Origin of the sequence: Pseudomonas sp. PDM32, from assembly GCF_019219225.1 — a bacterium.
Lineage (GTDB): Bacteria > Pseudomonadota > Gammaproteobacteria > Pseudomonadales > Pseudomonadaceae > Aquipseudomonas > Aquipseudomonas laurylsulfatiphila.
Map to the genome: position 1 here is coordinate 641,378 of NZ_JAHUWE010000001.1, position 25,695 is coordinate 667,072.

At 57.4% G+C, this 25,695-nt stretch carries 22 protein-coding genes and 1 tRNA gene; 11 read left to right on the forward strand and 12 right to left on the reverse strand.

What is annotated here, in order from left to right; translation table 11 throughout:
• Positions 1-84 precede the first annotated feature (84 nt).
• From pqqB to KW846_RS02985, 6 genes are all read right to left on the reverse strand, one after another.
• Positions 85-996, reverse strand: a complete 912-nt coding sequence (pqqB, locus tag KW846_RS02960; protein ID WP_218481267.1) for a pyrroloquinoline quinone biosynthesis protein PqqB — start codon at positions 994-996, stop codon at positions 85-87.
• Positions 997-1,077: 81 nt separating this feature from the next.
• Positions 1,078-1,152, reverse strand: a complete 75-nt coding sequence (gene pqqA / locus KW846_RS02965; RefSeq protein ID WP_003444522.1) for a pyrroloquinoline quinone precursor peptide PqqA — start codon at positions 1,150-1,152, stop codon at positions 1,078-1,080.
• Positions 1,153-1,309: 157 nt separating this feature from the next.
• Positions 1,310-3,739, reverse strand: a complete 2,430-nt coding sequence (gene pqqF, locus KW846_RS02970; RefSeq protein ID WP_218481268.1) for a pyrroloquinoline quinone biosynthesis protein PqqF — start codon at positions 3,737-3,739, stop codon at positions 1,310-1,312.
• A 38-nt stretch (positions 3,740-3,777) separates the two neighbouring features.
• A complete protein-coding gene (locus tag KW846_RS02975) occupies positions 3,778-4,572 on the reverse strand; it encodes a carbon-nitrogen hydrolase family protein (protein ID WP_218481269.1) in 795 nt (264 codons plus the stop codon).
• 12 nt (positions 4,573-4,584) lie between these two features.
• Positions 4,585-6,267, reverse strand: a complete 1,683-nt coding sequence (locus tag KW846_RS02980; RefSeq protein ID WP_007980300.1) for an NAD(P)/FAD-dependent oxidoreductase — start codon at positions 6,265-6,267, stop codon at positions 4,585-4,587.
• Between the two features lie 221 nt (positions 6,268-6,488).
• Positions 6,489-6,950 carry an Lrp/AsnC family transcriptional regulator gene (locus KW846_RS02985; protein ID WP_007980298.1) on the reverse strand — a complete coding sequence of 154 codons (462 nt, stop codon included), beginning with the start codon at positions 6,948-6,950 and terminating at the stop codon, positions 6,489-6,491.
• Between the two features lie 185 nt (positions 6,951-7,135).
• Here KW846_RS02985 and KW846_RS02990 point away from each other — a divergent pair, with 185 nt between their 5' ends.
• Both KW846_RS02990 and KW846_RS02995 read left to right on the forward strand, forming a co-directional pair.
• On the forward strand, positions 7,136-9,490 hold the full coding sequence (locus KW846_RS02990; protein WP_218481270.1) for a glucose/quinate/shikimate family membrane-bound PQQ-dependent dehydrogenase: 2,355 nt from the start codon (positions 7,136-7,138) through the stop codon (positions 9,488-9,490).
• A 184-nt stretch (positions 9,491-9,674) separates the two neighbouring features.
• Positions 9,675-10,307 carry a peptidase M41 gene (locus tag KW846_RS02995; RefSeq protein WP_218481315.1) on the forward strand — a complete coding sequence of 211 codons (633 nt, stop codon included), beginning with the start codon at positions 9,675-9,677 and terminating at the stop codon, positions 10,305-10,307.
• A gap of 94 nt (positions 10,308-10,401) precedes the next feature.
• Here the strand turns inward: KW846_RS02995 and KW846_RS03000 are convergent, their stop codons facing one another.
• Complete coding sequence (locus KW846_RS03000) at positions 10,402-10,710, reverse strand: DUF3077 domain-containing protein (RefSeq protein ID WP_218481271.1); 309 nt, start codon at positions 10,708-10,710, stop codon at positions 10,402-10,404.
• 518 nt (positions 10,711-11,228) lie between these two features.
• Between KW846_RS03000 and KW846_RS03005 the strand changes: the two genes are divergently transcribed.
• Genes KW846_RS03005 through KW846_RS03015 form a run of 3 tightly spaced genes read left to right on the forward strand, consistent with a single transcriptional unit; the run spans position 11,229 to position 13,394 of the window.
• Positions 11,229-12,023 carry a MarR family transcriptional regulator gene (locus KW846_RS03005; protein WP_371321726.1) on the forward strand — a complete coding sequence of 265 codons (795 nt, stop codon included), beginning with the start codon at positions 11,229-11,231 and terminating at the stop codon, positions 12,021-12,023.
• A gap of 1 nt (position 12,024) precedes the next feature.
• Positions 12,025-12,726, forward strand: a complete 702-nt coding sequence (locus KW846_RS03010) for a hypothetical protein (protein ID WP_218481273.1) — start codon at positions 12,025-12,027, stop codon at positions 12,724-12,726.
• Positions 12,723-13,394, forward strand: a complete 672-nt coding sequence (locus tag KW846_RS03015) for a serine/threonine protein phosphatase (RefSeq protein WP_218481274.1) — start codon at positions 12,723-12,725, stop codon at positions 13,392-13,394. The genes KW846_RS03010 and KW846_RS03015 overlap by 4 nt, the downstream gene beginning before the upstream one ends.
• A 155-nt stretch (positions 13,395-13,549) precedes the next feature.
• On the opposite strand, the gene KW846_RS03020 is transcribed toward KW846_RS03015, so the two are convergent.
• Positions 13,550-13,614 (reverse strand) — tRNA-Leu (locus KW846_RS03020).
• A 68-nt stretch (positions 13,615-13,682) separates the two neighbouring features.
• Between KW846_RS03020 and KW846_RS03025 the strand changes: the two genes are divergently transcribed.
• The 6 genes from KW846_RS03025 to KW846_RS03050 all read left to right on the forward strand — a co-directional run bounded on the left by KW846_RS03025 (position 13,683) and on the right by KW846_RS03050 (position 18,862).
• The gene (locus KW846_RS03025; protein WP_218481275.1) at positions 13,683-15,068 is read left to right on the forward strand and encodes an integrase family protein; all 1,386 of its coding nucleotides are present in this window, start codon (positions 13,683-13,685) and stop codon (positions 15,066-15,068) included.
• Positions 15,065-15,487 carry a hypothetical protein gene (locus tag KW846_RS03030; protein WP_218481276.1) on the forward strand — a complete coding sequence of 141 codons (423 nt, stop codon included), beginning with the start codon at positions 15,065-15,067 and terminating at the stop codon, positions 15,485-15,487. Before KW846_RS03025 ends, KW846_RS03030 begins: the two co-directional genes overlap by 4 nt.
• A gap of 151 nt (positions 15,488-15,638) precedes the next feature.
• Positions 15,639-15,857 (forward strand): helix-turn-helix domain-containing protein, encoded by a 219-nt coding sequence (locus KW846_RS30305; RefSeq protein WP_218481277.1) that lies wholly within the window; start codon positions 15,639-15,641, stop codon positions 15,855-15,857.
• Between the two features lie 337 nt (positions 15,858-16,194).
• A complete protein-coding gene (locus KW846_RS03040; protein ID WP_218481278.1) occupies positions 16,195-16,680 on the forward strand; it encodes a hypothetical protein in 486 nt (161 codons plus the stop codon).
• Between the two features lie 221 nt (positions 16,681-16,901).
• Entirely contained in the window at positions 16,902-17,471 is a 570-nt protein-coding gene (locus KW846_RS03045) for a hypothetical protein (protein ID WP_218481279.1), read from the forward strand.
• 170 nt (positions 17,472-17,641) lie between these two features.
• Positions 17,642-18,862: a tyrosine-type recombinase/integrase gene (locus KW846_RS03050; RefSeq protein ID WP_218481280.1), complete on the forward strand. Its 1,221-nt coding sequence runs from the start codon at positions 17,642-17,644 to the stop codon at positions 18,860-18,862.
• Between the two features lie 696 nt (positions 18,863-19,558).
• Here the strand turns inward: KW846_RS03050 and KW846_RS03055 are convergent.
• From KW846_RS03055 to KW846_RS03070, 4 genes are read right to left on the reverse strand one after another with little or no spacing between them, the layout of a single operon-like run.
• The gene (locus KW846_RS03055; RefSeq protein WP_256356567.1) at positions 19,559-20,641 is read right to left on the reverse strand and encodes an HNH endonuclease; all 1,083 of its coding nucleotides are present in this window, start codon (positions 20,639-20,641) and stop codon (positions 19,559-19,561) included.
• The gene (locus KW846_RS03060) at positions 20,641-22,431 is read right to left on the reverse strand and encodes a restriction system-associated AAA family ATPase (RefSeq protein WP_218481281.1); all 1,791 of its coding nucleotides are present in this window, start codon (positions 22,429-22,431) and stop codon (positions 20,641-20,643) included. The genes KW846_RS03055 and KW846_RS03060 overlap by 1 nt, the downstream gene beginning before the upstream one ends.
• On the reverse strand, positions 22,428-23,975 hold the full coding sequence (locus KW846_RS03065; protein ID WP_218481282.1) for a restriction endonuclease subunit S: 1,548 nt from the start codon (positions 23,973-23,975) through the stop codon (positions 22,428-22,430). Before KW846_RS03065 ends, KW846_RS03060 begins: the two co-directional genes overlap by 4 nt.
• Positions 23,972-25,681, reverse strand: a complete 1,710-nt coding sequence (locus tag KW846_RS03070; RefSeq protein WP_218481283.1) for a class I SAM-dependent DNA methyltransferase — start codon at positions 25,679-25,681, stop codon at positions 23,972-23,974. Before KW846_RS03070 ends, KW846_RS03065 begins: the two co-directional genes overlap by 4 nt.
• Positions 25,682-25,695: the final 14 nt, after the last annotated feature.

A 25,695-nucleotide genomic window follows, 5' to 3' on the forward strand; every position in this document is an offset into this window, starting at 1 on the left:
TTCGCGGGCAAGCCCGCTCCCACAGGGATTGTGTACACCACACATCCAATGTGGGAGCGGGCTTGCCCGCGAAGGGGCCATCCGCTACAACACAATACTCATGCCGTCATACGCCACTTCAACCTGGCGCCGATCCAGCTCCGCGCGCTCGGGCGAATCTTCATCGAGAATCGGATTGGTGTTGTTGATGTGGATAAGCACCTTGCGCTGCGTGGGCAGTTGCTCCAGCACTTCGAGCATGCCGCCGGGGCCGTTTTGCGCCAGGTGGCCCATCTCCCGACCGGTGCGGGTGCCTACGCCGCGACGCTGCATTTCATCGTCATCCCACAGCGTGCCGTCGACCAGCAGGCAATCGCTGCCGGCCATGATCTCCAGCAGCGCTGCATCCACCTTGCCCAGACCCGGTGCGTAGAACAGTTTGCCGCCCGTGCCCCGGTCTTCGACGATCAGGCCGATGTTGTCGCCCGGATGCGGGTCGAAGCGGTGCGGCGAGTAGGGCGGTGCGGCACTGCGCAAAGGCAGCGGGGTGAAGCGCAGGTTCGGGCAGGCGGGAATGGTGAAGCTTTGATCGAGCTCGATGCGGTTCCAGTTCAGCCCACCGTTCCAGTGGGTCAGCATGGTGAACAGCGGAAAACCGCTGCTCAGGTCTTCGTGGACCATGTCCGTACACCAGACCTGATGCGGGCAACCCTCGCGCAGCATGAGCAGGCCGGTGGTGTGGTCGATCTGGCTGTCCATCAGGATGATCGCGCCGATCCCGGTATCGCGCAGAGCCCGGCCAGGCTGCATCGGGGCGAAGCCCTGGAGTTGGGCGCGGATGTCCGGGGAGGTGTTGCACAGCACCCAGTTCACGCCGTCATCGGAAATCGCGATGGACGACTGCGTCCGCGCCTTGGCCCGCAGGCTGCCGTCGCGAAAGCCTGCGCAGTTCGCGCAGTTGCAGTTCCACTGGGGGAAGCCGCCGCCGGCGGCGGAACCTAGAATCTGGACAAACATGGACGCTCCATCATTTCAACACTGAAAATAAAACGCCTCGGATAACCGAGGCGTTGTGCTGCACATCTGCCAAAGCAGAGATTAGCGGCTTGCGAAGTACATAGTGACTTCAAAGCCGATACGCAGGTCGGTGTAGGCAGGTTTGGTCCAGGCCATCAATTGAACTCCTTCAGGTAGGTGGGACAGCGCTATCTATAGGTTTAGTCCACCTCAGGTCAGAGATGTTCCAAATAGTTAGGTTGCTATGTTACTCAAAATTTCAAAGAAATTGCCCGTGAAACTTTGAGAAAGCTCCTTACTGCCCCGGTAATGATCATTTTGCCGCTTGCCATGGCGTGCCTGGACTGGTGGAGCTGGCCAGGCAGCGCCAGCCGCCCTCGGCCTGATTCAGGCGTTGGGCCGCCGCCAGTAGAGCGACCCGGTCAATTTGCAAAATGGCCTCGGGCAATTGCGTCAGATAATCCGACGAGCGGCCGCCCAGCTTGCCCTGCCAAAGCAATTCCGCAGCCTGGGCAGTGGGCAAGGCAGACTGGGAAAATTGCTTGGCCAAGGTCTGGCGCCCGGCGATGAACGCGTTGTCGTCGAGGGCATTGATCAGTATTGGCAAACCGCTGAGGAACTGCTCGATGTGTTGCAGCAGATCTGCCGGCACTACGTTCGGTGATTGCACGCCGAACAGTAATCCGGTTGTCCCGTGAATCTGGCGCAGGGCGCTGAACACCGCATAGCCCAGTTGCAACTCCACTCGCAGGCGCTGGTAGAACGGCGTCTGACAGAAGTGCGCAAGCAGACGCCACGCAGCTTCGTCGGCCAACTCCCCGGTCGCGGCAGGGCAAAACAGCAGCAGTGCGTGCTCGCTGGAATCGCTGTCGACAGCGCTCCACAGACGTTGTGACGGGAGGGTTGGCGGCGGGGTCAATTGATTGTCCGGCGTGCCAGGTATACGGCTCAAGGCCAGGCCCATGGCCGCTTGAGTCTGGGCGGACAGGCCAATCGCCAGACCATCCCAGCGTGCACTCGACCAGAGTTGCTGCGCATCGTCCGTGTTCGCGGTGTGCGCAAGGCAGTGATCGGGCAATGCCTTGAGCAGCTGTCGAATGGGCATCAGTGCGACGCTCTCCGGCGCGGCTTGTGAGACGGCAGCGTCAGGTTGTGTCAGCTCTTTCAGCGCATGCTCCAGAACGGTGGGCATCGGCTCCTGCAGTCCGGTCATTTTCAGCAGCCATTCGTTGCCCGAGGCACTGAAGGAAACATCCACACCGGCCTGAAGTGCGTCTTCGCGCAACGATTGCAGGTTATTTTCCAGGCGTGATTGAAGGGCGCTGGCAGGACTCGAGTCTAGACGCCAGCGCAGATAAATCGCACCTTCCGCGCTGTTGTCCGGCAAGGCCTGGCTGAATTGCATCGGCGAACGTTCACGACGGCTGCGCGAGCGATCCTGGGCAAAGGTACGCAGGCCACGGTGGGCGCTGGTCTGGCCACGAATCAATCCGGCATTGGACGCTGGTGCTTCGGTACGCAGGAACGGGTTGGGTGCAGGCAACTGCCATGGGCCGCTGAAGCTATCCACAACGCCGATTTGAGTGAGGATTTGCTTGAGCGCTGTAACGCCTTGGCCAGATAACCCGACTTCGCGTTGTTCGCTGTCCAGCCGGGCCAATTGCAGGGCACTGCTGACCTGTTGCTGGCTCTGGCACAGGGTTGCGTATTCTTCGCGCAGTCGGGTCCAGTCCTGCCGGGCAAAAAAGCTCAGCCAGTCCATAAGGCGTTCGTGAATCCCTGTCGGCAACCCATTGGCCGGCAACGTGAACTCGAGATGCAGCAAGGCTTGACCGGCGAACTGGTACAGCGGCTGGGCTTTCAGGTGATCGGCCAGCCCGCGCTCGCGCAGGTCCGCCGACAAGCCACCGGGTTTTGCCGAACTCAGCCAGTTGCACAAGAATGCCAGCGCCTCGGCGCAAGGCTCGGGCAGCGATTCAAGGGCGAACAGCCAATCCAGTCGCCGTTCTTCAGCCTGTTGATAACTTCTTTTTGAGGTCGACATCAGTGGCACAGGAGCGTGTTGCTCAATGCTTTCTCCCTTGACGATGACGTTACCAAACGCTTCAGCCAGGGTCCTTAGCTCTTCGAGGCTTTGCGGTCCGGCCAGGCTCAACATCATCTGCCCGGTCTGGTAAAACCGCTGATAAAAATCCTGCAGGGCCTGCTGAAACTCGGGCTGCTCTACAGCCAGGGTGGCGCGATTGCCGGCATGAAAACCGCGAAGCGGATGTGCTTCTGACAGTCCGTCGAACAGCGCAAATTGCTGCTGCGCTGCCGCATCCTGCGACCAGGCGACAAACTCCGCCTGCAGCACTTCCCGTTCCCGCTGCTGATCGTCCGGATTCATACGCGGATGGGCGAGCATGTCTGACAGACGCTCCAGCCCACCGGAAAATGCCTGGGGTGGCAGTTCGAAAAAGTAGTCCGTGGTGCGCTCGCTGGTGCGCGCGTTCATCTGGCCGCCATGACTCTGGACGTAGGCCATCAACCCTTGCCCGGCAGGAAAACGCTCAGTGCCCAGAAACAGCAGATGCTCAAGAAAGTGCGCCAGGCCCGGCCACGCCAGCGGCACATCATGGCTGCCCGCGGCGACCCGCAACGCTGCTGCGCAACGCTTCAGATTCGGGGCATGACGCAGCGTCACCCGCAAGCCGTTGGCCAGGGTTTCAGTGTGGGGGCGAGGGTGATTCAGCGCGGGCATGGGCACTTCCAGAACAGTGAAGTGCCAATGCTAGCGGATTAGGACTTGTTCAGCTCGCCGTAAAGCTCGGGACGACGATCGATCAGGTAGCGATTGGCGGCACGGGAATCGACCATCAACTGTCGATCCAGCTCACCGACAATCAGCGATTCATCCAGTCCCGCCTGAGCAATACGGCTGCCATCCGGCGCAGCAATGCTGCTCTGGCCGCAATAGTGGATGTCGCCTTCATGGCCACAGTAGTTGGCGTAAGCCACATAGCATTGGTTCTCGAAGGCGCGGGAGCGCACGGTGACATCGGCGACGAAATCGAACGGGATCATGTTCGCGGTCGGCACCAGAATCAGCTCGGCGCCGCCCAGGGCCAGGCGTCGGGCATTTTCCGGAAACTCCAGGTCGTAGCAGATCAGGAAACCGAGCTTCCAGCCGTTGAGCTCAACGATGGGGAACTCATCCGCACCTGCACTGAACATCGAGTGATCGAGGTCGCCGAACAAGTGCGTCTTGCGGTAGTTACACAGGCGCTCGCCGTTAGAGTCAATCAACTGCACGGCGTTGTAGATCTGCCCGTCCTCGGTGCGCTCGGGATAGCCATACAAGATGGCAATCCCGGTTGCCTTGGCAATGCGTGCGATCTGCTGCGCCGACTCACCGTTGTACACCTCCGCCAACACGCTGACGGCATCGACGCCGATGTTGTAGCCGGTCAGGAACATCTCCGGCAGCACCAGCAGGTCCGCGCCTTTTGCCTCCAGCGCCAGTTGTTGCAGGCGTTGCAGGTTGCCGGCGACATCCAGCGGCAACGGTGGACATTGGTAAAGGGCTACGCGCATTTCGGATTCCTCTTACTCGGGCAGGGCGATCGGTCCGATCTCGTTGAACACATCTCCTGGACCCGGATTCTCGGCGTGAGTTGCACCGCCGAAGTGTTTCATGATGCCCCACACCGCGTTGAGCGAGGTCTGAACCGCGCCTTCAACCCAGGCTGGCGTCCACGAAACGTCGTCGCCAGCGATGAAGATCCCGCGCTGTTCTGCCGGCATGTCGTCTTGCATGAAGTGCGCGTACATGCGCTGGTTGTAGCGGTAGTGACCGGGCAGGGCGCCTTTGAACGCGCCGAGGAAATGCGGGTCGGCTTCCCAGGACACTGTGATCGGATCGCCGATGATCCGCGCGGCGATGTCGACTTTCGGGTAGATCTTCTTCAATGCATCCAGCGCCAGTTTCACGCGCTTTTCCACCGGGTGCGGGAGCATTTTCAGCGCGTCGCTCATCCACGAGTACGACAGGCAAATCACCCCAGGCTTGTCGTCGCCGTTGTCGAAAAGGTAGGTGCCACGGGTCAGGCGATCGGTGAGGGTCATGCTCATCAGGTCGCGGCCGGTTTCCGGATCCTTGTCCTTCCAGAACGGGCGGTCGACCATCACGAAGGTTTTCGACGATTGCATGTAACGGGTGCGGTCCAGGGCCATCCACATCTTTTGCGAGAACAGGGTTTCGTCGCATTCGATCTGGGTGGTCAGCAGCCAGCTCTGGCAGGTGGTCAACACGGCGGCGTATTCGCGGGTGTCGCCCCAGTTGTCGGTTACGGCGAAACGGCCGCCCGGCGCGTGGGCAATCTTCTTCACGCCGGTGCGTGGTGCGCCGCTGTGCAGGGAGCTGAGGCTGGTGCCGGCTGGCCAGTGTGCGCAACGCTCTGGCACATGGCGCCAGATGCCTTGTGGCACCTGTTCCACGCCGCCGACCACCAGGTGCTGGTGATCGTCGCAGTTGGTCATCACCACGCGGAAGATTTCCAGCATCGAATTCGGGAAGTCAGAGTCCCAGCCGCCGGTGCCGAAACCGACCTGGCCAAACACTTCGCGGTGATGGAACGACAGCTTGGCAAAGGCTTTGGACGTGGCGACGAAGTCATAGAAGGTGCGGTCGTCCCACAGCGGCACCAGGGTGTTCCAAAGCTCCTTGAGGCGCGGCACGTCGCGGTCGCGAATGGCTTGCTGGATATCCGAGAACTGCGAACCGGCTTCCAGGGCGTCGGCCCAGGCGTCAGCCACTTCCTGGAACAGTGCAGGAAGGTCCGACAGCTTCTGTGCGTAATGGGTCTGGCCTTCGAGGTCGATGACCGTGCTGCCCGATGCAGGCGTCAGCGGGTTGGGGAACGGTTTGGTTTCCAGGCCGAGCTTGTCGACGTAGTGATAGAACGCGGTGGACGACACCGGAAAGCGCATGCCACCCAGCTCGGCCACGATACCTTCGGCGCCGTTGAATGCCTGGGAGCGCAGACGGCCACCCATTTTCGAGGCTTCGTAGACGACCGGCTTCAAACCCAGCTTCATCAGCTCATACGCGGCCACCAGACCGGCAATCCCGCCGCCGACAATCGCCACTTCGGCCCCGTGATTGTGCTCGGGAATGCTGCCCAGCCCGGCCGGGTGTTCGATCCAGTCGTCGAAGGCGAAGGGAAAATCCGGGCCGAAAATGGTGATTGGTTTTTTACCGTCTGCAGGATGGCGATTGTTCTTGTTCATGGCTGACCTTGCTGGCGACCCGACGCGGAATGCGCATCTGAGTATAGGAAAAGATGCCAGCCATTCTAGAGAGCACAGAACACGTTAATAAGACGCAAAGTGTCGTCGTTTTGCCATTATATTAGTCGATATGACGATGTCGATGTACACACTGTCCATTGTGGGAGCGGGCTTGCCCGCGAAGAGGCCCGACCAGACACCACCAAACCATCGGCACAAACTCAAACCGGCTGCCCCCGATCAATCTTGCTGCTCAAGATGATCGACGTCGTGGTCTTCTCCACCCCATCCACACTGCCAATTTGATCCAGCAACTGATCCAGTTGCTCCGGCGAATCGGTGCGCAACCACGCCACATAATCAAATTCGCCACTCACCGCACACAACTGCTGTACCTGCGCCATCGCGCTCAGGCGGCGCAACACCTCCTTGCCGGAACGCGGTTGCACCGTGATCCCGACATACGCCTGCAACCCGCCATCCACCACCCGCTGCCCGAGGCGCACGCCGTAGCCGGTGATCACCTTGGCCTTTTCCAGCCGCGCCAGGCGCGAGGTGACGGTGGTGCGGGCGATGCCGAGTTGCCGGGCGAGCATGGCCACGCTCTCACGGGCGTTGATCTGCAGGGCGGCAATCAACTGACGGTCGATTTCGTCGAGAACGGGTGGGCGAGTGTCAGGCAAAGGGTTATCTCCAGCGGCATGGATCGGTGCGCAAGCATGTTACAGGCAGATTCTGTACGACGCTCGCGACGGATCCCTGATCTGGCCTGCGTACCGTTCATGACATTTCTGCCTGCGACAAATTGCCATAAGTAACCAGTTAGTACATTATTCCGCCCTTGTCACAAATGGGGAAAATGTCCGACATGAACAATTCTGGGGCTGCCGCCGGCAGCAAATGGTTGCTGGCGGGGCTGGGTGTGCTGATTGCACTGATCGGGCTCGGCCTGGCGGGTGGCGGCGGCTATCTGATTGCGCTGGGTGGCAGCTGGTATTTCCTGCTGATGGGCTTGGCGATGCTGGTGTCCGGCCTGTTGATTGCCCGTCGCAAGCCGCTGGGCGCCTGGCTGTATGGTGTGGCGCTGGTCCTCACCGCGATCTGGGCGGTATGGGATGCCGGTCTTGAATACTGGCCGCTGGTCTCGCGGGTGCTGACCTTCGCCGTGATCGGTCTGGTGGTGGCGCTGATCTATCCGACCCTGGTCCGCGCTTCGGGCGCGACCGGTGGGCGTGGCGCCTACGGTCTGGCCAGCATTCTGGGTGTGGGCGTTGTGGCGACGATGGCCTACATGTTCGTGCCGACCCACGTGGTCAAGGCCTCCGTTGAACCTGCGGTCACGCCGGTCCTGCCGGGCACCGAGCAGAAAGACTGGGCGCACTGGGGCAACACCACCGCCGGCAACCGCTTTGCCGCGCTGGACCAGATCAACAAGGGCAACATCGACAAGTTGCAGGTTGCCTGGACTTTCCGCACCGGTGATATCCCGCAAAGCACCGGTGCCGGCGCCGAAGACCAGAACACCCCGCTGCAAATCGGTGACACGGTCTACACCTGCACCGCCTACGGCAAAGTCTTCGCCCTGGATGCCGACACCGGCACCCAGCGCTGGAAGTTCGACCCGCAAGGCACCGCGCCCAACTGGCAGCGCTGCCGCGGCCTGGGCTATTCCGAAACCCCGGCGTCTTCGGACAATCAGCCAACCGCCTGTACGAAACGTCTGTTTCTGCCGACCGGCGATGCCCGTCTGATCGCCATCAACGCCGACACCGGCAAGCCCTGCGAAGAGTTCGGCAACAAGGGCACCGTCGACCTGACCACTGACATGGGTGAAGTGAAGCCCGGTTATTACCAGCAAACCTCGACCCCGCTGGTCGCAGGGGACGTGGTGATCGTCGGCGGCCGCGTGGCCGACAACTACTCCACCGGCGAACCGCCGGGCGTCGTGCGTGCCTACGACGTGCGTAGCGGTGAACTGGTGTGGGCGTGGGATCCGGGCAATCCGAACACCACTAAACGTCCGCCGGCCGGTGAGACTTACACCCGTGGCACGCCGAACGTGTGGTCGGCCATGTCCTACGACGCCAAGCTCGGTCTGGTCTACCTGCCGACCGGCAACGCAACGCCAGACTTCTTCGGCGGACAACGCACCGAGTTCGACGACAAGTGGAACTCGTCCATCGTCGCCATCGACGTGAAAACCGGTCAGGTGCGCTGGCACTTCCAGACCACTCACCACGACCTGTGGGACTTCGACCTGCCGGCACAGCCGCTGCTGTACGACGTGCCGGACGACAAGGGCGGCACCCAGCCAGCCCTGGCGCAAGTCACCAAGCAGGGCGAGATCTTCCTGCTCAACCGCGAAACCGGCGTGCCGATTGCCCGCGTCGAAGAGCGCCCGGTGCCGCAAGGCAAGGTTCCCGGCGAACGCTACTCACCGACGCAACCGTTCTCGGTCGACATGCCTTCAATCGGCAACAAGACCCTGACCGAATCCGACATGTGGGGCGCCACGCCGTTTGACCAGTTAATGTGCCGCATCCAGTTCAAAGGCATGCGCCACGAAGGCGTCTACACCCCGCCGGGCATGGACCGCGCCCTGCAATTCCCGGGTTCGTTGGGTGGCATGAACTGGGGCAGTGTCTCGGTCGATCCGAACACCAACTACATGTTCGTCAACGACATGCGCCTGGGCCTGGCCAACTACATGATCCCGCGCGACAAGATCAAAGCAGGGGCCAGCGGCATCGAAATGGGCGTGGTGCCGCAGGAAGGCACGCCGTTCGGCGCCATGCGCGAGCGCTTCCTCTCGGCGGTTGGCATTCCGTGCCAGAAGCCACCGTTCGGCACCATGTCCGCTATCGACCTCAAGACTCACAAACTGATGTGGCAAGTCCCAGTCGGCACCGTACAGGACACCGGCCCGCTGGGCATCCGCATGCACCTGCCGATCCCGATCGGCATGCCGACCCTCGGCGCATCGCTCGCCACCCAGTCGGGCCTGCTGTTCTTCGCCGGCACCCAGGACTTCTACCTGCGCGCCTTCGACACCGGCAACGGCAACGAAATCTGGAAATCGCGCCTGCCGGTGGGCAGCCAGTCCGGGCCGATGACCTACGTTTCACCGAAAACCGGCAGGCAGTACATCCTGCTGACGGTGGGCGGTGCGCGTCAGTCGACGGATCGTGGGGATTATGTGATTGCCTACGCTTTGCCCAAATAAGGTGACGTAGGAGCGAGCTTGCTCGTGATGGACGTTAACGATAACGCGTGCTGTCTGAATGGCCGCGGCGCGTTCAAGTCCATCGCGAGCAGGCTCGCTCCTACATGATTGTGCGGGGCGACAGGATGGACAGCGACCGTCACTCGTAGTCGAATGCGAGTACGAAGGATCCGAGGCAATGGACATGACGACGAACCTGCCTGCCGCTGTACGCGACCGCGCATTGCAGATCGCCCATCACGAAATGGGGCACTACGTGGTGGCCCGCGCCCTGGGCTTTGAAACGGGCGGCGTGACCCTGACAGTGACCAGGGATTTGCGCCACCAAGGCGGGGCTTCCATTACCTTGGTGCGCCCCATTTCGTCGATAGATGCCATGAAGGAGCATCTGGAAGCCCGGATGATGGTGCTCCTGGCGGGCGCCATGGCGCAGACACTCCCTTCAAAACCTTCATCCGCAAAACGCGTCGATAAGCCCAAAGCCACCGCCATCCTCAAAGGCGAGCAGGGGGCGGAGCAGGACTACGCAAAAATCAGGGAGCTTCAGCATCTGCTGCGCAATCTCGATTACCCCGATACCGATCCGACGTCGAGCGAGCGCATAACGGCGGAGCTTAAGACGATGACGGATCGGGTGTGGGTTCGGACGCAAAAAATCATCGAGGACCAGGCCGAGACGATTGCCGAATTGGCTGAGGCTCTGGTGGACGGGATGGTTCATGTGGAGCAATGGGGGCGGGCGGCGGATACGTATGAGGTGGTGTTCACCGGGCCGATGCTGGAGCGACTGCGGGCCGTGCAGACCATACCTTCGTGATTTGTCTGGACTGAAGAACCGAAAAATCTGGCCCTATCAGTCCCAAAAAGGGAACGCTCGGTCCCTTATTGGGAGTTTTCAGGCTCTGTTTATTCTATTGATCTACTTGTGCTCTCGTTTGAGCAGGTCTGCGCGTCAGCACCTTCACCACATCATCAATCACCGCTTTGCTCATCGACGTCAGGTAGTGCGCGGCCCAGGCGTGGCGGTCGGAGTCTCGGGCGTAGGCGGCGTCGACGGTCAGGGACTTGGCGAGGTAGAGCAGGTCGGAGGCTTGGGCCAGGGCATCGGCGATGGGAACGTTGCGGCAGACGTGGAACAGTGGTTGGTCCGAGAGATACATGAAGGGGGTGAAGCCGATGGTTTTCAGTTCTGAATGATCAGATGGATTTGCTTTTGTCATGATTTAACTCCTTGGCTTAAAGAGCTGCCTCGTTCGTTTCCAAGCGAATGGGTGGCAGCTGTGCGCAGGTTGGAAACCGGGAGCCAAGGAAACCGGCACGTCCGAAGACGTCCCACGCACAGCTGCCATAACTCTGAATCGCAGCCGTAAAAACGTCTGGAGTCGTGATGGGACTGTTGCGCTTGACTTGACTAGACGGGTTTCCAAGCCCGATCGCTGAATGGTCAGCGACGTCCGGAGACTATCCCGTCGAAGAAAAGCACAACAAGGCGGCAAAGTGCCCAAAAGCAAGATTCGGAGTTTGCCTACAAGGTCCTAAGGCGTCATCCGATATTTCGACACCTTAAGTAAACAAAGCTAAGCAATCAGGCAAAAAACTGAACGCGGCGTTTAGTTTGACGTTTAAGCCCAGGTCGGTCGCACGGCCACCATTGAGTACCAGCACAATAATCAGGGTGGTCGTAAAATGGCTTGACTGTAAAACTTTTCTTATGCGACAAGTGTCCACGTTTTATGGAATGTGGACGGCTGGGGTTTTTGAGTTCATGAAGAGTCAAGATATTTTGCTTCTTTTTAAAATGGCTAGCCTCCACGCGCAGGAGGAGAAGCTATTTGGAAGAATGGAATCGGAGTCAATGGCGGATTTATTTGAAACACTACTGGAACCCAGTGTGAGCCCATCATTGGTGGCTGGCGATCCGATGGCGCGCGCATTGGCTGCTCACAATCCAGATCCTGAAGACACAGTTTATCGCGTGCAGGAGCTTGATACCCCCATGGGTGATGCTGACAAGTGGGAGGGGTGGTCGGACGCGGTTCCGTCCCCCCAAGTGTCAAGCTGGATTGAAAGTTACTCCTTGCGTGCACTCTCGGCATCTCTTGGCCTGAGTAAAAGTGAGGTTTCGAACTCAATGGCACGGTGTCGAGAGGCGGGGTTGCTCACCAACGACTACGACACCTCTCTCCCGAAGGTGAACCGCCGAGAGCTCGTGAAAATCACGGAGCATGCCCTCAAATACTTTTACCCGGTAAAGCTAGGTGCAATTGTTCGCGGCATTCCCACCGGTTTTGCAGCGCCAGCGCTGTCCAAGAACCTCAAAAGCGCTGGTGGGCTCATTCCAGTTTGGCCTGATGCTTTTGGGAGTGAGCGCGGTCAGGCGATTGAACCGCTCTACAAAACCGTTCCACACGCGGTGAAGAAGGACAGGACGCTTTATCATTACTTGGCGCTCGTTGATGCGATCCGCGTTGGTGGACCGAGAGAGTGTGCAGTAGCGGTCAACATACTCAAGGCAGGGATGGGGCTGAAATAAGATGGCATCAAATGCTGACCACAATTACGAGCTGATCGAGTACGTGGCTGAAGGTCTGGGCAAAGATTTATTGGCTGAAGTTGCCTTTGTTGGTGGATGCACGACGGCAATGCTGGTGACCGACACCGCTGTCATGGATGACATCCGATTTACTGATGACGTTGACTTGGTAATCGAGTTGGCTGGTGTAAGTGCCTGGCAACGTCTCACAGAACGCCTGGCGGCCAAAAAATTCAAAATCACAGGGGAGGACGAGGTCAACTGTCGATTTCGTTTCAACGATGTCATCGTCGACGTGATGCCTTCAGATCCGGCTGTTCTCGGCTATGCGAACCGCTGGTTCGTGGAAGGGCTCGCTCAAGCTGTGAAGTTCGCGCTGCCCAGTGGTCTAGAGATACAGATCTTCAAGTCGACTTACTTTCTTGCTACGAAGCTGGAAGCCTTCAGTGGTCGCGGAGACGGCGATCCTTATCACAAGGATGTTGAGGACATCGTTATCCTGATTGATGGACGTCCGGAGTTGTTGGAGGAGGTCCGAGGGGCGGAGACTGAATTGCTGCAGTTCATCGCCAAGGGAGTTGGCGACCTGTTGAGGCTCAATGGTATCGACTATGCGATTCAAAGCTCAGGCTCGGTTCGGGCAAACCCCGCTCGTGGCATGCTCATCCATCAGCGTATGAAGGATCTGAGCCTGCTCGCATGAGATACGAAATCAGATCGGTAAAAGGGCAAGCCCGGGAAGCCAATCATGATTGCGCTGGCGCGGTATTCGATGGCGTCAGGGGCTTGTTTGTTGTCGTGGATGGCACTTCGCAGCCAGGTAGTGGCCAGTTGGCCCATGGATTTGTGCAAGCTGTGATGGAGGCCTATCAGGCCCTTATCAATCAAGGTGTTGAAGATTCTACTCATGGTGCCGTCGAGCTGTTGCTAAGGTCTGTGCTGACAGATTTACACGCCCCCCTTTTTGCTAAGCAGACCGGTACAACAAGCTACTTGGTCGGTGTTGTTTCTCATGGGCAGCTCACCCTTGCATATGAGGGTGACTGCTCATGTGGCTTTGCCGGCGCGGAGGCTGGAATCGAGTGGTTCACACCGCCGCATTGCAAGGCGAACTGGAAGCGTGACCGATCTCATCGGGAGCTGGCGCTTGATCCGGCCCGCAATCTGATTACCCGTTGCTATAGGGCCAACCGTTCCCCGGATCCAGATTTTGTTTTTCGTTCAGTGGCTGCAGGCGAGCGCCTGGTGTTCGCAACGGATGGCTTTTGGGCGGAGCTGACCGATGCTCGACAGGATGGCGTGCTTGCAGCTCCTGCCATTGAAATCACCGATGTAGACGATGATGTGACTTGGATTGATGTGAGGTTGTAAAACATGCGAGTTGGCCGGTTTTTTCATTGGTGCCAGCTGCGTATGAAGTGGGTCGAAGGGCTTGAAATGGAGCTGATGTTATTTCAACTGAAGAGTTCCAGTCGCGCCCACCGACCAGACACGAAAAAGCCGCGTAAAAACGCGGCTTTCTTGTTTGGTGGGCCCACACGGACTTGAACCGTGGACCAAAGGATTATGAGTCCTGACAAATGCCTATCCCAAAATACCCCGAAACGTTGATAGAATATGGCTTAAAGTCCACCTATAGCTAGGCTTTGCCATTCGTTTTTGTTGATCTGCATACCGATCTATTTTGGCCGGATGATTACAAAGTGCTTACAAAGATTCGGGGGTGTTATGGGGCAGAAGAAGCGATTCGGGCTGACAGTCAAGCGCATCAATGACCTGATGCCGCCAGCCGCTGTCGGTGGTCAGGATTTCTACTGGAGCGCCGATCAGGCAGGGTTGGCGGTCCGCGTGACTGCGGGCAAGAAGGCGTTCATCTGGCAAGGCCGCTACCTTGGCAAGGTTGTTCGGATCACCATCGGTGATTGGCCGGGTAAGAGCATTGGCGATGCCGAAAAGGTGGCGCGCACGTTCCAGGCCGAGTTGGACCAAGGCCGCGATCCCCGGCAATTGAAGAAAGACAACGAGGCTGCTGCCGTAGCTGTGGTTGAGCTGGCCCGCCTGGAGACTGTCACGCTAGCCGATGGTTGGGCTGACTACCTTGCCGACCGTCGTTCGCACTGGGGCGATGCTCATTACCAAGACCATGTGCAACTGGCCAAGGCTGGTGGCGAAAAGCGCAAGCGCGGTGCCGGTGAAACGGTTGCCGGTCCGCTGCATTCGCTGATGGGGCTGCCGTTGTCGGCGCTGAGTGGCGAGGCACTGGAGCGCTGGGCAGCCCAGGAGGGCGCAACAAGGCCAACTCGCGCAAGGCTGGCCATGCGTTGCCTCAAGGCATTCCTGCGCTGGGCAGCTGATGAGCCAAAGTATCGGGTCGTGGTGGCTGGCGATCAGGCCATCACCAAGCGCGCCAAAGATCGTTTGGGGCGTGGCGAGGCAAAGCAGGGCTGTCTGCTGAAGGAGCAACTGCCAGCGTGGTTTGCTGCTGTGCGTGGCATCGACAACCCCGTTATCAGTGCCTACTTGCAAACGCTGCTGCTCATTGGTTCGCGCCCAGGTGAGCTGCTGGCCTTGAAGTGGTCGGACATTGATTGGAAGTGGCACAGCCTGACCATCCGCGACAAGGATGCCAGTAAGGGTGGCCGTGACGGCACTAGAACAATTCCGATGACGCCCTATGTCGAACGCCTGCTGAGTGATCTGCCACGGCGCAATCAATGGGTATTCTCAAGCCCTGCCAGCGCAACCGGGCGCATATCCGAAGCAAATAACGCGCTTGAACGCGTCTGTGCTGTTGCCGGTGTGTCGGTAACACCGCATGACCTGCGCCGTTCGTTCGCAAGCCTGTCTGAGTGGCTTGAGTTGCCGTCTGGAGTTGTTGCGCAGATTGGTGGCCACAAGCCAAGCGCGACTCAGGAGCGCCACTACAAGGTGCGTCCGTTGGACCTGCTGCGCCTGCATCATGAGCGGTTCGAGGTGTGGATGCTGGAGCAGGCAGGGGTGCCGATGCCGGTCGTTGATGGCCAGCGCTTGAGGGCTGTGCAGTGACTGACAAACAACAAACCATGGTGGTGCGGCTGGAGGCTATGGCCGCAAGTGTTGAGTTGACGCTGCTCCTTGAGGTTGATGGAACTCTGCTCCCAAAATTTGAGCCTTTCCTGACAATTGGGAGTTTGTACGAGCTGTGGGACTTAATCATGTATCAAATGGGCAGCGGCGCGGTTATTGACCAAGTTGACTGCGAAGCCATGTGTTTGCTTATGAGTTTTTTGATCAGTCAAAAGACCGGGTTACAACTGCTGAAAGTGCTTCAGGAGTATGAGCGTTCGCAAACTCTGGCAGTCGATAAGCTCTTGAGGGCTGAAAGGACGATAGAAAAGCTAGCAAGTACAGACCCTAAGAGCATGACTGAAAGTCTTGAAAGGCAAGGCAGGCGCGCCAAGCAGGCTTTGACGAAAAAAACGTAACGGACACACCCACCTCTGGGGTACTTGTCAAACAGGTAGCGGACACCTCCCCCTAGGGTACTTGTCCGCTACCTTGTGGACCTGAATGTTTTGGTGCGGATAATGATGAACCCGAGAGCCGGACAAATCGGCTAGACATCGGGAGCAGCACATGGACGCCTTTCAAGCCCTGGACGCAATCGACCGTCCAATCCTAACAACGGCTGAGGCCGCGCACTTTCTCAACCGTAAGCAGCAAACCCTACGTAACTGGGCCATTCGCAATGATGGGCCGGTGAAGTGCGTTCGAATTGGCGGTCGTCTTGCGTGGCCAACTGCTGACGTTCGCGCACTTCTTGACGTTGCTCGACCAAACAAATCAGCCGCATAAAAAAGCCGGACGTGGGCGCGTCCGGCGGTGCCAAACACTCCCGCCAAGCAGTGGTAAGCACGCTGATTGTCGCACCCGATCTGGCCTTCGACAAACTATTCGGGGGGCGATCCTCATGGGTATCAAAAATGAACAGCAGGACCATTGCGTGTCGCTCGCTGGCGAGCTGGTTCCTGACAGCAAAATTCATCGATTTCACGCTCCCGGTGATAAGCCAGGACGCGATAGCGGCTGGTACTGGCTCCATCCTACTGGCGACGGCTTTTGCACTTCGTGGCACCCACACAGCACTGTCATTTGGCATGGCTCCAGCCTTCGCAGTGGGAGGGGCTGAGCTATGGCGCGTGCGCGCAATATCAAGCCCGGTTTCTTCATGAATGAGATGTTGGCCGAACTCCCAGCCTTTGACCGTCTGCTTTTTATTGGCCTGTGGTGCCTTGCCGACCGAGAGGGGCGCATCGAGGACCGTCCGAAGCGGATCAAGATGGAGCTGTTTCCCTGTGATGACTACCAAGTAGAGCAGGGGCTTGCGGCGCTGGAACAGGCGGGATTTATCGAGCGATTTACCGTCGCCGATTGGGCGGTCATTGAAGTGTTGAACTTCGCCAAACACCAGAGACCACACAGCACTGAAAAGGACGGCGCACTACCGGACAGGCATGGTGAATTAACAATCCATGTACGCAAAAAGAACGGTTGCGTCACTGGGGATACACGCAAGGTCCACGTTAATCCACCGTCAGATAACTTTAATCCACCGTTAGAAAACGCCCTGATTCACCGATTCACCGATTCACCGATTCACCGATTCACCGATTTCTGATTCCTGATTCCTGATTCCTGATTCCTGATTCCTGATATAGCCCTCGCCCCCGCTTTTGCTTCTGCTCTGCCTGATGATCGAAAGATCATTGACTTTGATCTTTAGGCCCGAGTGGGGCCCCGCTCGCGGGGTCGAGGGCTTGGGGTAAACATCAAGCTGCGCCATGCCTGGGAGATTTGCTGTCAACGACGATTGAGGCTCCGTGAACTTTGGAGGTGTGTATGACAGTTGGCTATGAATGGGCTAGGACAGTGGTTGGTGGCCTTCTGGAGGGATTTGACGGTGATCTTGTTGCAGCGGTGGTCGGCTTGATGGCGCTCGGTTACGGCCAACCGGTGCAGGTACTGCTGCAAGCGCGATGGTCCGATTTCGACTTGCAGGCCGGTTTCTGGTGTGTCGGTGGCGAGGCGTTGCCGCTGACCGCGCCTTACGTGGTGCTGCTGAAGCGCTATCGGCGCTGCTGTGCTGGCCGAGATGATCGCTTGTTCGTGGGGCGTAGTGGCGGATCACTGGGCAAGGCGGAGGCTAACGCTAGGGTGCACGAACTGTTGCGCGAGTTCTTCAACCTGGGCGACCTGTGCGCAATAACACGGCATGTGTGTCATGACCTGGGCGCGGCTGAAGGGAGAGCGCAGCGCCTGCGTGAGTACGCTGACCTCGGCGCGACTGCCGAGCAGGTCGAGGCGTTGAAGTGTGAGATTAACGGTCGCCTGCGCCGTCTGGTGGCGGCTTGGCACGGTGATGTGCTGTGTGTCGCGGCTGAGATGTCGGCGCGGGGTTTTACGCGCTGATTGAGGTCGGAAGGTTTCTTCGCCTCCAGGTCGAAGCCGACGTCGAAGCTGGCTTCACCGACTTCACCGACTTCACCGGCAGGCCGAAGGTGATCGGGTAGGCGTTAGCGTGCGGCGTGGTCCAGATCGGGCTGGCTGCTAGGTTGGTCAATCATGTGGCGAGGTATGCGATGGGTGAGACGCGATATATCGACTTCAGTGATGCAGCGATTCGGGCCGAGGCAAAAGATGAATACGTTCGCGACCTTCGCGACCAGCGCTACCCGGATTTGAGGTTTCGTTTTCTCAAAGATCGACAGCGCGGTGCGTGGTACACGGTGCACGATGGCAAGTGGCAGAAAGTGGCTGATTGGCCGCGTTGTGGCTGCAAGGAAATGGATGCGCGGCTGTCGTCGCTCAAGTTGCTGTGTGCTGGCGGTGTTCACCCTGACGCCATGCTGCGTGCTCTGTATACGGTGGGTGACGTGGTGTCGTGGTATCTGGAGCGGCATTTGAACACGGCCACGATATCCAAGGCGCGCAAGGTCAGTTGCCGGTCGCTTGCCAAAAACTGGCTTTTTCCGCGCCTGTGGGGTGTGCCGGTGGATCAGTTGAACACGGCCACGCTTGACCAGCTATTAATTCAGCCGATGCAAGCGCTGGTAGCCCCGGCCACGGTATGCAATGCCTACCGGGTACTGAGCGCGGGGTTTCGCACGGGCAAGCGGCTGGGGCTGCTGAACGTCAATCCTTTGGCTGACGTCAGGTTCACGGATTTCGGGCTGGGCCGGTTGAGACCGAAGGGGGCGCGGTTGTTTCCGCGTGATGTTGGCCGGCTGATGGATCTGCTGGTTCAGCGTCTGCCGAAGTCGCCAGGGCCTTGTCTGTTGGCGTTGTTGATGCTCTGTCATGGCACGCGGATAGGCGAGACACGGCAGGCGCGCTGGGATCACTTCGACCTGGACGCTGGATGGTGGGTGATTCCGGCTGAATTAACCAAGACGCGAACGCGGCATGAGCTGCCACTGACATCTGCTGTTGTGGCTTTGCTGTGTTGGTACAAGGATCAGCAATCCAGCAGGCCGAGCGTGTATCTGTTTCCGGGTGGTCACGGTCACGCGCTGACGGGGCCGGGGGCATCGTTGGCGATTGCCGGTCTGAGCGCTGGTGACTGGTCAAGCCACGACCTGCGCAAGCTGGCACGGGCCGGATGGCAGCATCTGAACGTCAACTATGTGATTGCCGAGCAACTGCTGAACCATGCGATGCCGGGGTTGACCGAAACGTATGTGCAGGGTGACCTGTTGTCATTGAAGCGGCAGGCGCTGGAGGACTGGCACGGTGTCGGTGCAGGTGGTGTGGATGGGCTGGATTTGTCGCGGCGCTTCGGCTTTATAGTAAATCCGCTCTAATTTTCCTGTTCCTGCCAAGGCGCGTGCTAGATGGGCTGCGCGACTCTAGCTGTGTTTACCCGGTAAAAGTGCGTTTTTTTGTGGGTGAAACGGGGGCGTTGAAGAAAAGAATAGCTACGAGATGTTTTCGGGGTAAGGCGTGAAAGCTTTGATTTAGATGGGGTGCGTGTTTTTGCTGGGTTTGGCTTATCAGTCTGAGGTGTTCGAATGTCATATCCACTGTGACGCGCTCTAGTGCCTGCCTTTGCGGGCTGTGCGTGGACCTGGCGGGTATGGGATCGGTAACAGTGGGCATGCCCAGGGCGCGCTGAAAAGATTTCACAGATCGCATCACGCCCGGTAAATCAGTGGGTTGCAAAGGGATTAGAGGGGGAAAGGCGGGGGGAGAGGCGCCTGCAATTTTTCTGGAACATCGACGCGGCAGGGCACCACCTTCGATCTAGCGCTGGTGGTCATTGTCGGCGACCGATTACTAACGGTGGCTACAGGCAGCAATCGGCCAAATTTTGGAAGCGGGCTGTTGTCACCTCCGTAACAAGGTGGTCTACCCACAACCTGTGAATAAAGTGTGCACCTTGACCGAGTAGAACTAAGAGCAAGCTGTGGATGCCCTTAACACCGGCATCGACCTAAAGCCCGCAGCCAAGTGGCCGGAGAATTCGATGCCATTACAATGAATGCTGGCCTTCTCCTTTTTTAAATGATGCCAATCTGACTGCAAGCATCGAGAAATGGTTTCTTGAGGAAGTTGCAATCGGCATATGGCCGACTCTGCGTTTGCCGCGATAATGTCTTCAGGAAATCAGCTGGCTGCCGCCCATCTTCCTTCCATTCATCTAGAACCTGGGTCAGCCAGTATTTGCCGTCATTTTCTCCGCAGAGCTTAGCTTTGTAGCGTTCCTCAATACCGTACACGTCTTTCCAAGTGTCGATTTCGGCGTTAAGAGCCGCAGGGCCAAACTGTAGATCAATGTCCACCGACTTTAAGTTAGCGATGTCTGAATGCTGCAAGGCCACCTGTAGATCGATGGTATAAGGTGTAGCCGTATATGGGTAGAAAACGGCGCGGCGATGAACTTCCCGGGTCGGATCTTTCGGCGTGTAGGCAAGGTCTTTGCTGGTTTTGTAGCTACTGTTGCAGTGGTGGCAGGCTGGAACGAGATTCTTGAAGTTGATCGAGTTAAATGGATAGAGCACCTTGGGCAGGTAATGGTCATAGGCCTCTCGCTTGCTGTGGTATTCGCCGAGTAGATCGTTGATGCCGCAGAAGGGGCATTTCCCAACTTTGTTGGTGGTCATAAAGACCTGATAGTGATTATCAATGTCACCGATCTTGGCTCGAAGCGCAGCAAGGTCTAACAGCGATTTCGAATACAGCTCCTTGAAAAACGCACCGAGTTGATTGGCAAGGTCCATGTAGGCCACGGCGATGTCGGCGTAACGAGCGAGTTGCACGGTCGGATCGTTGGCGCAAATCTTCTCCAGATCGTTATTTCCCCGATACCAATCCTTGAATTGATCAATTTGCGGTGCTGATAGCAGCGCAAAAAACTCATAGATCGTCTTCACATCTTTGTAAAACGTCTTTCCGCGCTCTGCCGCCTTAGTGGAAAAACCGAACTCGGACATGACAGCCTTGAGATCGGGATTACTCTCGAAAAGATCAGGGTGAAAGACAAGGCCGATTGGCGCTTTGCACCACACATCAAAGAAGATGAAGTCAATGAACTCTTGCATCCTATCCATTTGATGCGGCACATGAGTGTACGGAAACAGCATCAGCGCTGCGCCTCCCCGTCACGTTGCGGCTCGCTGTCGAGAATGGCCTTGATCAACAATACTTTTTCCACCGAGTCGCCGAGCTGCTGGTGAATTTCGGTAATCAATGCCTCTTTGTCTTCGTCGCCCCGTTCAAAACGTGTGCGCAATGCATCCAACAAGTCTTGGGCGTGGCCTCCAATGGTTTCTCGTTTTCCGAAGGTGTTCATAGTGATTTTGTTGATCGACGCGCCCAGCGTGTTGTAGTCCGGCTGACTGATACTAACAGTGCAGGTTGCCTTATCTTTCTCGAACACCAGCACCTTGTCTGGCTTGCTGTCGGAGATCAGGAACGGCGTGTGAGTGGTGATCAGCATTTCCTGCCCCACACTCCCCGCATCGGGCAGGCACTGGCGCAGGCGAGTGATGAAGTTGGCGCGCCAGTTCGGGTTGAGGTGGGTTTCCGGCTCGTCGAGCAGGAACAGGCTGTTGGTTTCTCGGAACAGTAAACACAGGCCGAGGCTGTGCAGCAACTGATGCTCGCCGTCCGACAGCTCCTTCAGCATCATCGAATGCGCTACGCCCTGTTTGCGAAAACGCACAAACTTAAAGCGCATGATGCGCTGGTCGGAGGCCAGCGTTGGCACCGTTTCGCTCACGTAGTGACTGGAGGATTGGTACAGGTCCGTCTTGAGCGCATCACTCACCGGGTACAGATTTAAGGTTAGCAAGACTTGAAAAGCCTGGAACAGCGCCAGTGGCGAACCCTCGAAGTTTTCGCGGAAGGCCTGTTTGGTGGCGTCATCCACCCAGTAGTCGAGCACTAGCGTATCCGAGGCCTCATCTACGTAATGCGATGACGCACAGCGCTTGAGGGCGCTCACCACCAGCGAGGACTTTTCATCGCCCTCCAACAACTGCATGAGGTTCAGCCGGTAGCGGGTGCTGCCCAAGTCATCCACTTCTGCGCGCAAGGCTGGGTTGCTTTTGACAATGTCATCGAGCGACTGACGCTGGTTCAGGTCTTCACTTGCGAAGGTGGTCAGTTGTTCAGGTGCAAGAGGAATGTTACGCCGGATGATGATGCGGAACTCCTGCAGCGCCTCGATACCAACATCCTCGCTGAAGGGCTGCAAGGTAGCCTCGTCCTGAAACAGCAGGTTGCACAGCAAGATGGCCTGACTGAAGCCATTGTCGAGGTAGGCCAGTCGCGTTTCCGGGTGGCCGGGATAGCTCAGTTGCCGAGTTAGTGCATTCCAGTACTCGTCGAACTGTACGAAGCGAAGTTTGAAGAAGGGCAGGCTGAGGATTTCGTTCTCGCCGGACGAGTACCCCAGTACGTACTGGGGAAGCAGGATGTCGGCGTGGCCGCCCTTGAAAACCTCATAGGCATCGGTATCGAATTCGCATTGGTTCTCCCACTGGAGGCGCACGGACTCGCCGGGACTTTTCCATGCCCCGACCTTAGCCCACAACGGGCCATCGGGGCGGAGGTATTCCGATGGCACACGAATCAGGTAATCCAGCTCAAACGCCACCGGCGAAAAATCCTGATCGGCGTTCTGCAATACCTCGGGCAGAAAACTGCGGCGCACACGCAGGATTTCCAGCTGGAAGAAGATCGCCGCCAGCACTTCGAGCAAATTGGATTTGCCACTACCGTTGGGGCCAGCGCAGACGAAGGGTGCGAAGCCTAGGGACTGGGTCAGTTCGTCTTGCAGGCTCCATTCGCTGCGAAAATGATGCTCAAAACCACAGGGCAGGCTGCGAAAACCTGACGGATCGGTGATCTTGAGGCGTAGAAGTTTCATACCTGCACGGCCTTGAGCTGGATGCGGTTGCCTGCGTCATCAAACGCCTGCTTCAGCGTGCCAGCGGCCAGTGCCTTGAACACCCAGGTTTTGATGTATTCGTAGTCGTTGGCGCCCAACTCAAAGTCAGTGTCCGGGTGTAGTTCGGCCAAGCGGTTTTGCGCCGCCATCATAAAGTGCTGTATCGAAAACGGCATGCTGTTCAGCTGGCAGCGATAGGCCTCTAGCCAATAACCGATCAGCGTCGCTCGTGCCTCAGTGTTCCCAAGCGCATCCAGCGGCGTGCCGGTGTCCGGCAGGTTGATGGCAAGGTCTTCTTCGATGTGAGTGTTTAAGGGTTCTGCTGCCACGGCTTTCACTTCCTCAGGTTTAATCCCAGGCAAGGGTACGCGCGACAAATCCAGCTCGCCCTTGAACGCCTGCTGACTCAATGCGCCGTAAAGCGCTTTTAACTCAGTGAAGTGCTGCTTGTATTGGTCTCTGAGCTGATCAATTTTTAAGACAAATTTCGAGAACGACAGCTGCAAATCAGGCGTCGGTTTGATTACGACCAATTTCTTTAGGTCTTTAATATTTACGCGAGGCGCGGCTCCGCCACCGATCAAACCCTGTAGTTTCGCTTTGAAGTGAACAGATTCAAGGAGTGCCCACATGAATTCAGGTGTGTTGGTGGGATTGACTTGAAACAGCATTATTCTTTGTCCGAGACAGATTTTCTCGCCACTAATTATTCTTGCGGCGTTGCCAAGCCTGCCACCTTCGCGCGAGTAAATAATGTCATTTTTCTGCGGGGAATACCTTGCAACACGATCCTCGTAAATATTACCGTCGACGTGGTAAGTCTTCGTCAAATCAAGGTATCCATCGACAATATCACTTGAGCGAACGCAGTAATAGCCCGTGTTCCCTTCGCTGTATTCCGGCGTGCTGTGTGGGCAATCGACCACTAAGCTGCAGAATCCTTCGATAGTGGAGGTTTCCCACCCACGCTCATTCCGCACCGGGTCGCCAAACATCTTCAGAAACATGCTCTTGACCAAGTCGTCGAGGTGCCGCAGGTGTTGTTTGCGTTGGGCGATCAGCCCTTCCACTTTTCCGAGCAGATGGGCTATGCGGATTTGATCATTGCGAAGTGGGACTGGGATTTCGAACTTCTTGAGCGTGTCCTGCGTGATTGCCTTAAAGGTTGAGCCTGTACCCAAAGCGTCGATTTGCTTTTCGTTCGCTTTGAGGTAGTAGTAAAGAAATTTTTCATCAAGCTCTGAAAACGGACGGATTGCTGCAAGGCCACGCCCGATGATCGACTTTTGATTACATATATTGACTGCGCCAACAGGGGCACGAACAGAAATAAGAATGTCGTTTGGTTCAGCTTCTTTTCGCTTCACACTCGTACACCACATACGGACTGTGGGGTACATATCTTTAAAATCTGCCTTACCCTGAAAAAAGGGCAACCCTTGACCAATCGAGTTATAGGTGGATGATTCTGGTGATTGACCTGCAATTATTTTTGCCAGTGAACCGAGTGGTTTAAAAATCATCCCACCATCCCCTTCAACTCAAGCAAATCGCTCACTATGCCGCTTTGTACCTTGGCTAGCTCGGCCTCGTCTACATCACCAACCTCGGCATAAATCAGCCTTTCCAGAATCACGCCCGGCGGGTCGTAGTGTACCTCCTCGAATACATCTGTTTTGTAGCGGGAGAGTGAGAGGTCGAAGTTGTTCTTGTCGTCGGCGATCTCGGCGCGCGACACCATGAAGCATTTCGCCGTTCGGTCGGTGTCGTATGCCGGGTTGCGGGCATGGTACTTGGAGATGATGTCCTGCAGGTCGCCATTGCCTTCCTGCTTGCTGCGCTTGTCGTCCAGGCTGTAGCCGTCAGCGGCCATTTCGTAGAACCAGACGTGCTCGGTGGCGGGCTGGGTGACTTTGTCCTTCGGCCCCCACACCTTGGTAAACAGCAGAATGGCGGTACTGACCCCCGCATAGGGCTTGAACACGCCGCTGGGAAGGGTGATCACGGCTTTTAGGTCGCAGCGCTCCACCAGCAACTGGCGGAGGTTTTTGAAGGCGCTGCCCGAGCCGAACAGCACACCCTGCGGCACGATCACACAAGCGGTGCCGCCTTTTTTCAGCAAGCGGTAGATATTCTCGACAAACAGCAACTCGGTCTTGGTGGTGGCCAACTGTAGGGCTTCATTGATGTCGCCCTTGTCGATGCTGCCGGTAAAGGGCGGGTTGGCCAGCACGATGTCGTATTCGGACTCTTCAAGATAGCTCTTGCTAAGGGTGTCCTTGTAATCGATGTGCGGCTCGTCGATACCATGCATCATCAGGTTCATCAGCCCCAGGCGCACCATGGTGGCGTCAATGTCGTAGCCGTAAAGTGATTCTCGTAGAATGCTCTGGGCTTTTTCAGTAAGGGCTGCGGCGACCGAGGTACGCACGAAGCCGTCCTCATCCGGGACGAGGTCATGCGTGCCTGTTTTGATGGCAAGCTGGGTAACGATGTATTGGTAGGCTCCGAGCAAAAAACCTCCGGAGCCGCAGGCGGGGTCGGCGATCTTGTGGCCCAGCTGCGGCTGCACCAGATCAGCCATGAGCTTAATGATATGGCGCGGAGTGCGGAATTGACCGTTCTTACCTGCGGTGGCGATTTCGGACAGCAACATTTCATAAACATCGCCCTGAATGTCCTGAAAGGACTGGCCGTTCTCGCGCGAGTCGTGTTCCATCACCTCGAAAATTTCGTCGATGGTCTTCACCGCCTCCACCAGCAGTGCCGGCTTGGGGATGATGAAGACGGCATTCTTCATGTGATGGGTGAAATTGGATTCGTCACCGTTCAAGTCTTTGAGAAACGGAAACACCTTGCCATGCACGTGCTGAAGCATCTCTTCGGCCTGCATGCGCTTGAATTCGCCCCAGCGCAGGTTTTGTTTGTTGATACCGTATTGACGGCTATCGTTCGCGAGAATCTCGACCAGCTCTAGAGCACCCTCACGCCCGGTGCGTTTGGTTCGATATTCGGAGGGAACCCAGACGCCGGAAAACTTTGATATGTAAGCCTCGCCAATAAATTCGGCATCTGCTTGGCGTTTAAGGTCCAGCTCGTCCAGTCGCTTCATAAACAGCAAATATGTGATCTGTTCAATCGCAGTAAGCGGGTTGCTGATGCCGCCGCTCCAAAATTTGTTCCAGAGTTGGTCGATCTTACTTTTGAGTTCGGGGTTGTTCTGTAGCATGGGATGCTCTGTCT

Excerpts from the sequence above, each read along its gene's own strand:
- pqqB (WP_218481267.1), bottom strand. The coding sequence starts at position 996 with ATGTTTGTCCAGATTCTAGGTTCCGCCGCCGGCGGCGGCTTCCCCCAG.
- pqqF (WP_218481268.1), bottom strand. The coding sequence starts at position 3,739 with ATGCCCGCGCTGAATCACCCTCGCCCCCACACTGAAACCCTGGCCAAC.
- KW846_RS02975 (WP_218481269.1), bottom strand. The coding sequence starts at position 4,572 with ATGCGCGTAGCCCTTTACCAATGTCCACCGTTGCCGCTGGATGTCGCC.
- KW846_RS02980 (WP_007980300.1), bottom strand. The coding sequence starts at position 6,267 with ATGAACAAGAACAATCGCCATCCTGCAGACGGTAAAAAACCAATCACC.
- KW846_RS02990 (WP_218481270.1), top strand. The coding sequence starts at position 7,136 with ATGAACAATTCTGGGGCTGCCGCCGGCAGCAAATGGTTGCTGGCGGGG.
- KW846_RS02995 (WP_218481315.1), top strand. The coding sequence starts at position 9,675 with ATGACGACGAACCTGCCTGCCGCTGTACGCGACCGCGCATTGCAGATC.
- KW846_RS03000 (WP_218481271.1), bottom strand. The coding sequence starts at position 10,710 with ATGACAAAAGCAAATCCATCTGATCATTCAGAACTGAAAACCATCGGC.
- KW846_RS03005 (WP_371321726.1), top strand. The coding sequence starts at position 11,229 with ATGTGGACGGCTGGGGTTTTTGAGTTCATGAAGAGTCAAGATATTTTG.
- KW846_RS03010 (WP_218481273.1), top strand. The coding sequence starts at position 12,025 with ATGGCATCAAATGCTGACCACAATTACGAGCTGATCGAGTACGTGGCT.
- KW846_RS03015 (WP_218481274.1), top strand. The coding sequence starts at position 12,723 with ATGAGATACGAAATCAGATCGGTAAAAGGGCAAGCCCGGGAAGCCAAT.
- KW846_RS30305 (WP_218481277.1), top strand. The coding sequence starts at position 15,639 with ATGGACGCCTTTCAAGCCCTGGACGCAATCGACCGTCCAATCCTAACA.
- KW846_RS03040 (WP_218481278.1), top strand. The coding sequence starts at position 16,195 with ATGGCGCGTGCGCGCAATATCAAGCCCGGTTTCTTCATGAATGAGATG.
- KW846_RS03045 (WP_218481279.1), top strand. The coding sequence starts at position 16,902 with ATGACAGTTGGCTATGAATGGGCTAGGACAGTGGTTGGTGGCCTTCTG.
- KW846_RS03050 (WP_218481280.1), top strand. The coding sequence starts at position 17,642 with ATGGGTGAGACGCGATATATCGACTTCAGTGATGCAGCGATTCGGGCC.
- KW846_RS03055 (WP_256356567.1), bottom strand. The coding sequence starts at position 20,641 with ATGCTGTTTCCGTACACTCATGTGCCGCATCAAATGGATAGGATGCAA.
- KW846_RS03060 (WP_218481281.1), bottom strand. The coding sequence starts at position 22,431 with ATGAAACTTCTACGCCTCAAGATCACCGATCCGTCAGGTTTTCGCAGC.
- KW846_RS03065 (WP_218481282.1), bottom strand. The coding sequence starts at position 23,975 with ATGATTTTTAAACCACTCGGTTCACTGGCAAAAATAATTGCAGGTCAA.
- KW846_RS03070 (WP_218481283.1), bottom strand. The coding sequence starts at position 25,681 with ATGCTACAGAACAACCCCGAACTCAAAAGTAAGATCGACCAACTCTGG.